General features: G+C 46.4%; 9 protein-coding genes. 8 read left to right on the forward strand and 1 reads right to left on the reverse strand.

What is annotated here, in order from left to right:
* The first annotated feature begins 81 nt into the window (after positions 1 to 81).
* The 7 genes from Q0N89_RS09280 (at position 82) to dtd (ending at position 6,897) form a co-directional block, all read left to right on the forward strand.
* A complete protein-coding gene (locus tag Q0N89_RS09280; RefSeq protein ID WP_294035718.1) occupies positions 82 to 1,269 on the forward strand; it encodes a hypothetical protein in 1,188 nt (395 codons plus the stop codon).
* Positions 1,270 to 1,277: 8 nt separating this feature from the next.
* The gene (locus Q0N89_RS09285; protein ID WP_294035720.1) at positions 1,278 to 1,787 is read left to right on the forward strand and encodes a hypothetical protein; all 510 of its coding nucleotides are present in this window, start codon (positions 1,278 to 1,280) and stop codon (positions 1,785 to 1,787) included.
* Between the two features lie 642 nt (positions 1,788 to 2,429).
* A complete protein-coding gene (bioA, locus tag Q0N89_RS09290) occupies positions 2,430 to 3,716 on the forward strand; it encodes an adenosylmethionine--8-amino-7-oxononanoate transaminase (protein WP_294035722.1) in 1,287 nt (428 codons plus the stop codon).
* The gene (locus Q0N89_RS09295) at positions 3,709 to 4,902 is read left to right on the forward strand and encodes an 8-amino-7-oxononanoate synthase (protein WP_294035724.1); all 1,194 of its coding nucleotides are present in this window, start codon (positions 3,709 to 3,711) and stop codon (positions 4,900 to 4,902) included. The genes bioA and Q0N89_RS09295 overlap by 8 nt, the downstream gene beginning before the upstream one ends.
* An 11-nt stretch (positions 4,903 to 4,913) precedes the next feature.
* Positions 4,914 to 5,702, forward strand: a complete 789-nt coding sequence (gene bioC / locus Q0N89_RS09300) for a malonyl-ACP O-methyltransferase BioC (RefSeq protein ID WP_294035727.1) — start codon at positions 4,914 to 4,916, stop codon at positions 5,700 to 5,702.
* A gap of 25 nt (positions 5,703 to 5,727) precedes the next feature.
* A complete protein-coding gene (bioD, locus tag Q0N89_RS09305) occupies positions 5,728 to 6,417 on the forward strand; it encodes a dethiobiotin synthase (RefSeq protein ID WP_294035729.1) in 690 nt (229 codons plus the stop codon).
* A gap of 27 nt (positions 6,418 to 6,444) precedes the next feature.
* Positions 6,445 to 6,897 carry a D-aminoacyl-tRNA deacylase gene (dtd, locus tag Q0N89_RS09310; protein ID WP_294035731.1) on the forward strand — a complete coding sequence of 151 codons (453 nt, stop codon included), beginning with the start codon at positions 6,445 to 6,447 and terminating at the stop codon, positions 6,895 to 6,897.
* A gap of 39 nt (positions 6,898 to 6,936) precedes the next feature.
* Here the strand turns inward: dtd and Q0N89_RS09315 are convergent, their stop codons facing one another.
* The gene (locus Q0N89_RS09315) at positions 6,937 to 7,524 is read right to left on the reverse strand and encodes an NUDIX hydrolase (RefSeq protein ID WP_294035733.1); all 588 of its coding nucleotides are present in this window, start codon (positions 7,522 to 7,524) and stop codon (positions 6,937 to 6,939) included.
* Positions 7,525 to 7,595: 71 nt separating this feature from the next.
* On the opposite strand from Q0N89_RS09315, the gene Q0N89_RS09320 reads away from it, so the two are divergent.
* Positions 7,596 to 8,346, forward strand: a 751-nt coding sequence (locus tag Q0N89_RS09320; protein WP_294035735.1) for a CoA pyrophosphatase, incomplete at its 3' end; no start/stop codon positions are given.

An 8,346-nucleotide genomic window follows, 5' to 3' on the forward strand; every position in this document is an offset into this window, starting at 1 on the left:
TTTTTTTGTGTAAAAGTAATTGAACCCAGTTCAGTAAACCTGTATTATAAGTAGAGTTATTTTCCAACTTCTGGAATCAAAATGCTATTCACTCATCTTTATATTGACAACTTGTTTAGTTTTAAGCAAGCCAGTCTTGACTTGACTTATGCCAGACCTATTCAAAACAGCACCATCGCCAATGAGCATTTGAGCGGTAGGGCGAAGTTTTATGTGCGAAAAGTCGCTATCTTGTCAGGAGCAAACGCCACAGGCAAAACGTCGCTTGGTACATTGTTAAATTTAATCCAAAACTTTGTTGTATTGCAAAAAAATGTTCTTGCTAATTTTCAAGAGCATATTTACCACAAAGAAAGAGAAGCGCAGTTCACGGTAGAATTTGCCACACCAAAATCGCACCGTCTGCATCGCTTACAGCTTGATTTTTCACCCCTTAGTGTAAACGTGGGTTTTACTTACGCTCAAGTCGCCATTGGTAAAAATGATAGCGTTGGTAGTACTCGCAAACGCCTTGATGCCATTTGGCAGAGCAAGACCGCCATTCAAAACACACGCTATATATCCAGTGATAATACGGAAAAATACACCGTGGTATTAAGCGATTTGCTTGATGAATTAAAAAAAGAAGTCGAAAGTGGTTGGCTGTATTTATTTTCCAATAATGAATTTTCACAAAATATTAAAAATATGCCAGACACCGAGCTGATTAATACTGATGTGTTAAAAGCGATTTTGCAAACCTTTGATAAGTCTATCGTTGATGTATTAGTAAGTCGTGATGATGATGGTATTAATGGCTATAACATTAAATTTGGCAACCAAGATACCGTACTAATGGATTTGCATGGCAAAATCACCAATGCCGAACGCCTATCAAAGGGGACGTATGATGCCATTATGGTGGCTGAGTTCGTCTCTCGTGTGATAAATGATTTTAAGGAAAATCAAGTACCTAACACTTATTATCTTGATGAGAAAATGGCTTATTCTCACTCAGAGCTAGAGCAGGCGATTTTAAATCTGATTATTGAAAAATTGCAACCCGACAGCCAATTTTTTTATACTACGCACAATTACGATATTTTGGACATGAATTTACCGATTCACAGCTATGTATTCTTACAGAAAGATGATGAGTATAGCCAATTTGTCCAACCTGAAACCATGTTCAAAAAGAACGATAGAAAGCTACTAAACTACGTCAAAAACGATGTATTTTGCACATTGCCTGACACTACGGCGATTGATGATTTGTTGTTTGATGAGTAAGGTGGGCTATGCAAAATTATCTAATTCTTGTAGAAGGGCATACCGAAGAATACTTATTAAAAAAGCTGAATGTCATTGGTAGAATCCAAATTTTCAATTTGTGGGATAAAGACGTACAGAAAATTGCAAGAAGGTTTAATTCCAATACTGCCGTGTTCGTGGTCTATGATACCGACACCGCCCAATCTCAGAGTAATATCGCACGCTTTAATGCTAATCTTGCCTTTTTAAAACAAGGTGGTCGGCTCAAAGGTATTTTACAACAGACATTAAATTTTGAAGATGAATTAGTGCTTGCTTGTGATGAATTGAGAAATAGCCAAGGTTTGTTTAAAGCCTTTGATGCGGTTAATGCTAATGAGTTCAAAAACAAATTTTTAAAAAGCAACAACCCGATTGCTTTGCTTGAAAAGCAGGGCTTTGATAAAATGAAACTTTGGAAACAGAAAGTCTCTGCCAACGTTGATGGCAATTACCATAAATACCTTGCGGATTTTAGCTGTCTGCCAGTAAGGTAAAAAATGGTTTTTTATTGATAATATATATCTTGTCTGATTTTGAAGTTGTTTTACCAGTATTTGCCAACTATTCTATTTCAATCCAAATTTGTGTTTACATCTGACATAAATGGGAATACAATTACCCATGTGTAGAAAATATTATTAATAAAAAATTAAATATTTATTTAATAAATACAAATAAAAAAATCAGCCCCAAAAGGGATACATTTATTTTTGTTGGTATAATGGTTGGTATATTTTATAGCATATTCAATATTTTTACTTTAAAATCAATAAGTTATAAATAGAGTTTGGATTACTCCGTCTCCGCCATCCATGATTTTTGCAAAGATTTGCAACAAAGTACAAAGACAAGCAAACACCTACCAAACCCCTTGAAAATACTAGCTTTCAAGGGGTTTTTTGATGCCTATTTGTGCGATGATAAAGTGGGCAAAATGCCATCAAGCACCAAATTTTAAGGGTATCATAGAGGGTATTAGCGCTTATAACAGCACACCAGACAGTACAAACGGCATAAAAGCCAAACAATGCCAAACCGCTTGTGATGGTATTGTAGCAACAGTTGTGCATCAATTTGCTTTGTTTTGCTATGCTGTGTGCTATAATTTGCTTTTCTTGACCATGTAGATGACCGCCATGACCTTACCCACGGATGATTTTGATACCGCTCACATTTGGCATCCTTATACATCGATGACCCAGCCAATCCCTGCGCTCAAGGTAGCACGGGCGGACGGTTGTTTGATTTATCTGGATGATGGCACGGTGCTGATTGACGGGATGTCGTCTTGGTGGTGCGCTATTCATGGCTACAATCATCCTGCGCTCAATCAAGCACTCCAAGACCAGCTTGCCAAGATGTCGCACATCATGTTCGGCGGTCTGACGCACGAGCCTGCCATCGAGCTTGCTCGGCTGCTAATCGACATCACGCCATCGCCACTTGAGCATATCTTTTTTGCTGATTCGGGGTCGGTGGCGGTCGAAGTGGCGCTCAAGATGGCGGTGCAATATCAGCACGCACAGGGCAAGCCTGCCAAATCCAATATCATCACCACTCGTTCAGGCTATCATGGCGACACTTGGAATGCCATGAGTGTCTGCGACCCTGTGACAGGGATGCATGGGCTATTTGGCGAGAGTCTGCCCAAGCGAATTTTTGTACCGGCGCCGAGCATCCGCCCTGATGAGACATGGTCAGATGATGAGATGCTACCTGTACGCCAAGCCTTTGCCGAGCATGGCGAGTCTTTGGCGGCATTTATCATTGAGCCTGTGGTGCAGGGCGCAGGCGGGATGCGTTTTTATCATCCCAATTACCTAAAAGCCATCCGTGCGCTGTGCGATGAGTATGGCGTGCTACTGATTTTTGATGAGATTGCCACAGGTTTTGGGCGGACGGGCAAATTATTCGCCTGTGAGCACGCCGATGTCACGCCTGATATTCTGTGTCTTGGCAAGGCATTAACGGGTGGCTATATGACGCTGTCGGCGACTTTGACCACACGCCAAGTGGCGCATACCATCAGCGATGGCGAAGCAGGCGTGTTCATGCACGGCCCGACTTTTATGGCGAACCCACTAGCGTGCCGTGTGGCATTGGCAAGTACGCAGTTATTATTGTCCCAAGATTGGCAAGCCAAAGTGGCGAGCATCGCACAGCAGTGCCAAGCTAAGCTTGAACCGCTCAGACAGCTACCCATTGTGGCGGATGTGCGAGTGCTTGGGGCGATTGCGGTGGTGGAGCTGACCCACACGGTGGATATGCGCTGGATACAGGCACAGTGTGTCGCTCGGGGGATTTGGATTCGACCTTTTGGGCGTTTGGTGTATTTGATGCCACCATTTGCCATCAGTGATGATGAGCTTGATACATTGCTGGCACAGATGGTGCAGATGATTGGAGAGATGGCGAATGTCTGAGCAGATATTAGCGCATTTTGCTGATAAGCTTGCGGGACTCAAACAGGCGCACAACCATCGCAGTTTTCGTCAGCTACAGCATCAAGGGACGCACATTCATCTGGGTGGTCAAAAGCTTGTCAATCTAGCGAGCAATGACTACTTGGGCGTGGCAAGTGATGAGTGCTTACAGGCAGAGTTTTTGGCATCACAGCATGAGTATTTACCACTTGGCTCGTCATCATCACGGCTATTGACGGGGAATTTTGCGGTATATGAAGCACTTGAAGCACGGATGAGTTCGCTGTTTTTGGGTCGTGCGTGTTTGCTATTTAATAGTGGTTATCATGCCAATGTGGGGATTTTGCCGGCGATTTGTGATGCTCGCACGCTGATTTTGGCGGATAAATTGGTACACGCCAGCATCATCGATGGGATGCGTTTGGCAGCTGCCAATGGCACTAAGTGTGTGCGTTATCAGCACCAAAATTTCACCCAGCTTGAGACGCTTATCCAAAAATATCATGACGAGGCGGACATTGAGCGTATTGTGATTGTCACCGAGTCGATTTTTAGCATGGATGGCGATGTGACGGATTTGCCCGCTTTGGTACGCCTAAAGGCAAGCTATCCTAAGCTTATGCTGTATATCGATGAAGCGCACGCCATCGGGGTGTGCGGTGAGCAGGGTCTTGGCTGCGCCGAAGTGTTTGGCTGTATTGATGAGATTGATTTGATTGTTGGGGCGTTTGGCAAGGCGATGGCGTCGGTGGGTGGCTATGTGATTTGCCATGAGATGATTAAGGATTATCTGATTAACGCCATGCGTCCACTGATTTTTAGCACGGCTTTGCCACCCTTGAATATCGCTTGGACGGCATTTGTATTGGATAAAATCATCACAATGCAGTCCAAGCGAGCACGGCTCAAACAACGCTATGAACAGCTGATTGCACATATCAAGAGCTTAGGTCTAGAGTGCTCATCAGATAGCCAAATCGTGCCGATTATCCTAAAAGACAACGAGCGTACGATGTGTGCCACGGCACAGCTTGCCGAGCAGGGATTTTTTGTGCTTGGGGTGCGACCGCCGACCGTCCCGCAGAATCAATCACGGCTGAGAATCTGCCTAAATAGCGCCATCAGCGATGATGAGTTTGAGCGATTTTGCCAAGTCATTACCGCATTTGGCGATGGCGATGTTTAGGATGCTAAAGCATGACATCATCGGATAATTTGGGTAAGCAAGCGGACACTCAGGCAATCGCCAAGCGATTTGACCAAGCTTATCACAGCTATCGCACGCACGCCACCGTACAGGCGGATATGGCGAGTCGCCTGATGGCGTCATTGGTGGCGTACAGTCGGCGGACGCACTTTGGGCGGGTGCTTGAGATTGGCTGTGGTAGTGGGCTACTGACCGATGAATTTGCCAAAGTCTGTACGGCAGATGAGATGTATCTCAATGATTTATACCCACAAATTCGCCACAATCCCAAGCCGTCACAGCTAGCCGATGCCCATTATCAGTATCTGATTGGTGATGCACGGACATTGGCTTTGCCTGATGGCTTGGATTTGATTATCTCAGGGGCGGCGATGCAGTGGATGTATCCGCTTAATGCGCTTATGGATAAGCTGTATCAATCGCTAGGCGCAGGTGGCTATATGGCAATCAGCACCTTTGGACCGCAGAATCTCTGGCAAATCAAGCACTTAACAGGGCGGGGGCTGACTTATCATGACATAGATGAATTATCTGTGATACTGACGCAGGCAGGCTTTGGGCTTGATATGATGATGGAATATGAACAGACGCTGTCGTTTGACACGCCGATGGCGGTGCTTAGACATTTACAGCAGACGGGCGTGACAGCGACAGCATCACAGTTTCGCTGGACGAAACAGCGTTTGCAGGCATTTTGTCAAGATTATCATGCTATGAGTGATGGGCAGGGCGTTGCCTTGACTTATCAGCCGATATTCATCATTGCACACAAAGTATGACGATTGATTAAAATAGGAAAAAGCTATGACAGCACCCATGCAGTTGCCGACGGGGACTTATTTTGTCACAGGGATTGACACCGACATCGGCAAGACCATCGCCACAGGCTATATCGCAAGACAGCTACACGATGCTGGCTGTCGTGTCATTACCCAAAAGCTGATTCAGACGGGCTGCCAATCACAGGCAGATGACATCATCACCCACCGAGCGATGATGGGCGTGCCACTCTTGGCAGAAGATAGCGAACGCCTGACCATGCCAATGGTGCTCAGTTACCCTGCATCACCGCATTTGGCGAGCCAAATCGATGGCGTGGCGGTGGATTTGGACGCTATCCGTCATAGTACGCAGGTGCTGTCATCACGCTATGATGTGGTGCTGGTCGAAGGTGCGGGCGGCTTGATGGTGCCACTGCTTGATTGTACAGCAGATAGCGATGGCGATGATGGCTTGGTGATTGATTATATTGCCAAGCAAGGCTATCCTGTGATTTTGGTGACATCGGGCAGGCTTGGCAGTATCAATCACACCTTGCTTAGCCTAAAAGCATTGGCGCGCTATGGGCTGACCGTGTTTGCCGTCGCTTATAATCTTAACGATGATAGCCAAGATACCATCATTGCCGATGATACCAAGCGATATCTACAGGCTTATCTTGCCAAGCATCACCCACAGGCGAAGTGGTGGCAAATCCCTGTTTTTAAAAACTAAGATGACAAATTAATTAAGGAAAAATCCATGAAAGCACTGATTCAACGAGTCACCCATGCCCAAGTCGATGTCGATGGGCAGACGATTGGGCAGATTGATGCAGGCGTGCTTGCCTACATCGGTCTCGGGCATGACGATGATTATGACAAGGCGTGTCGCTTGGTGGATAAGATATTAAGCTATCGTATTTTTGAGAATACCACGGATGCCAATAAGCTTGGCAAGCTTGACAAAAGCGTCGTCGATGTCGGTGGCGGACTGCTACTGGTGTCGCAATTTACCTTGATGGCAAAGACGGATAAAGGTCGTCGCCCAGATTTCGCCCCTGCGATGCCACCTGCTGCGGCAAATGAGCTATTTGCACGGCTGATTGACTATGCCAAATCTCAATACCACACGGTCGCCACAGGGCAATTTGGCGCTAATATGCAGGTCATCGCCCAAAATGATGGGCCGATTAATTTTATTTTGGAAGTGTGATTTGGTGCATAATTTGGTGAATTTTTTTTACCAAACCTATCAAGTCAATTCATCCACCACAATCTCATCGAGCGTGATTTGGTGTAGTGGATAATTGGCAAAGTCATTGGGGTTGAGCCCTTTGTCGATGATGGCTTGTTTGTCCGCCAAATAATGCTCCAGCGTCAAGCGAATGGTACGAAACGCAAGCTCATCCCACGGAATGTCTGACTCATCAAACAAAGCACACTCAAGGCTCTCCACACCCACGCCAAAGCGTCCATCGGCTGTGAGATTGGATAAATACATCGCATGAATCTGCCCCAAAAACGGCAAATCAAATAAGCAGTACAGCTTGGCATCGGTGGCGATGGCGGCGGCTTCTTCGATGGTCTCACGCAGTGCGCCTTCGAGCATGGTTTCGCCAATTTCCATAAAGCCTGCCGGCAGAGTCCATTTGCCATATTGTGGCTCAATGGCTCGGCGACACATCAAAAGCTGATCATGATGGCGTACGAGCGCACCGCAGATCATCTTGGGGTTTTCGTAGTGGATGTGATGGCAAGCAGGGCAGACGATGCGCACTTTACTGTCGCCGGGCGGGATGATTTCTTGGGCTTGGGTGCCGCAGTGTAGGCAATAGGGCATGAGCTTAAGCCTTGACTTTTGATGGGTGATAATTTAGTTTAAAACAAATCAATCACAATTACAAATCTGTTATGGCAAATTTTACCGATACCACCGCCCCAGTCACCGACCAACTCACCACCCAAGCGCCCAAGTTCATTGATCGTGAAGCGTGCGTGTGTGATGATGGGCAATTTGCGCCATTATCCCAAGCATTATCCGACTATTGGCAAGCAGGCGGGCAAGAAGTACTCCCCTTATCCAAAGGGGATAATCAGCTACTCTCAGCCGATGTCGTCGCCAAATCCGAATCGGCACAAAACACCGCGCCCCTGCCTGATGCTTGCGTGCTCGTCGCCATCAGTGATGAGCCTGTGCCACGCCTGCTTTTGACACGCCGTGCGGTGAATCTGAATAGTCATGCTGGCGAAGTGTCATTCGTCGGTGGCAAGCGAGATGATGCCGATGTCTCAAGCCTGTCGGTGGCGTGCCGTGAAGCTTTTGAAGAAGTGGGGCTAAATCAGCATCACATATCGCCGATTGGCTATCTGCCGATGCAGATGTCTCGCAGTGGGCTGTTTGTGCGTCCTGTGGTGGCAAGCATCGAGCAGTCGGCGATGGATGGCTTGATTGCCAATCAAGATGAGATTGATGCGATATTTTGGCTAAATTTTGAGCAGATACTCACGCCACCAGTGGATTATGCGATGTCAAGGATTGTCGGCACACAGCGATTTACCCTGCATACCCCAGCATGGCTTGGTGATGATGGTGCAGGCGAGCAGGTGGTATGGGGGCTGACGGCTCGGATTTTGGCAAATCTTGCCGAGATTGGCTATGGGC

This window comes from uncultured Moraxella sp. (assembly GCF_945873075.1).
Classification (GTDB): Bacteria; Pseudomonadota; Gammaproteobacteria; order Pseudomonadales; family Moraxellaceae; genus Moraxella.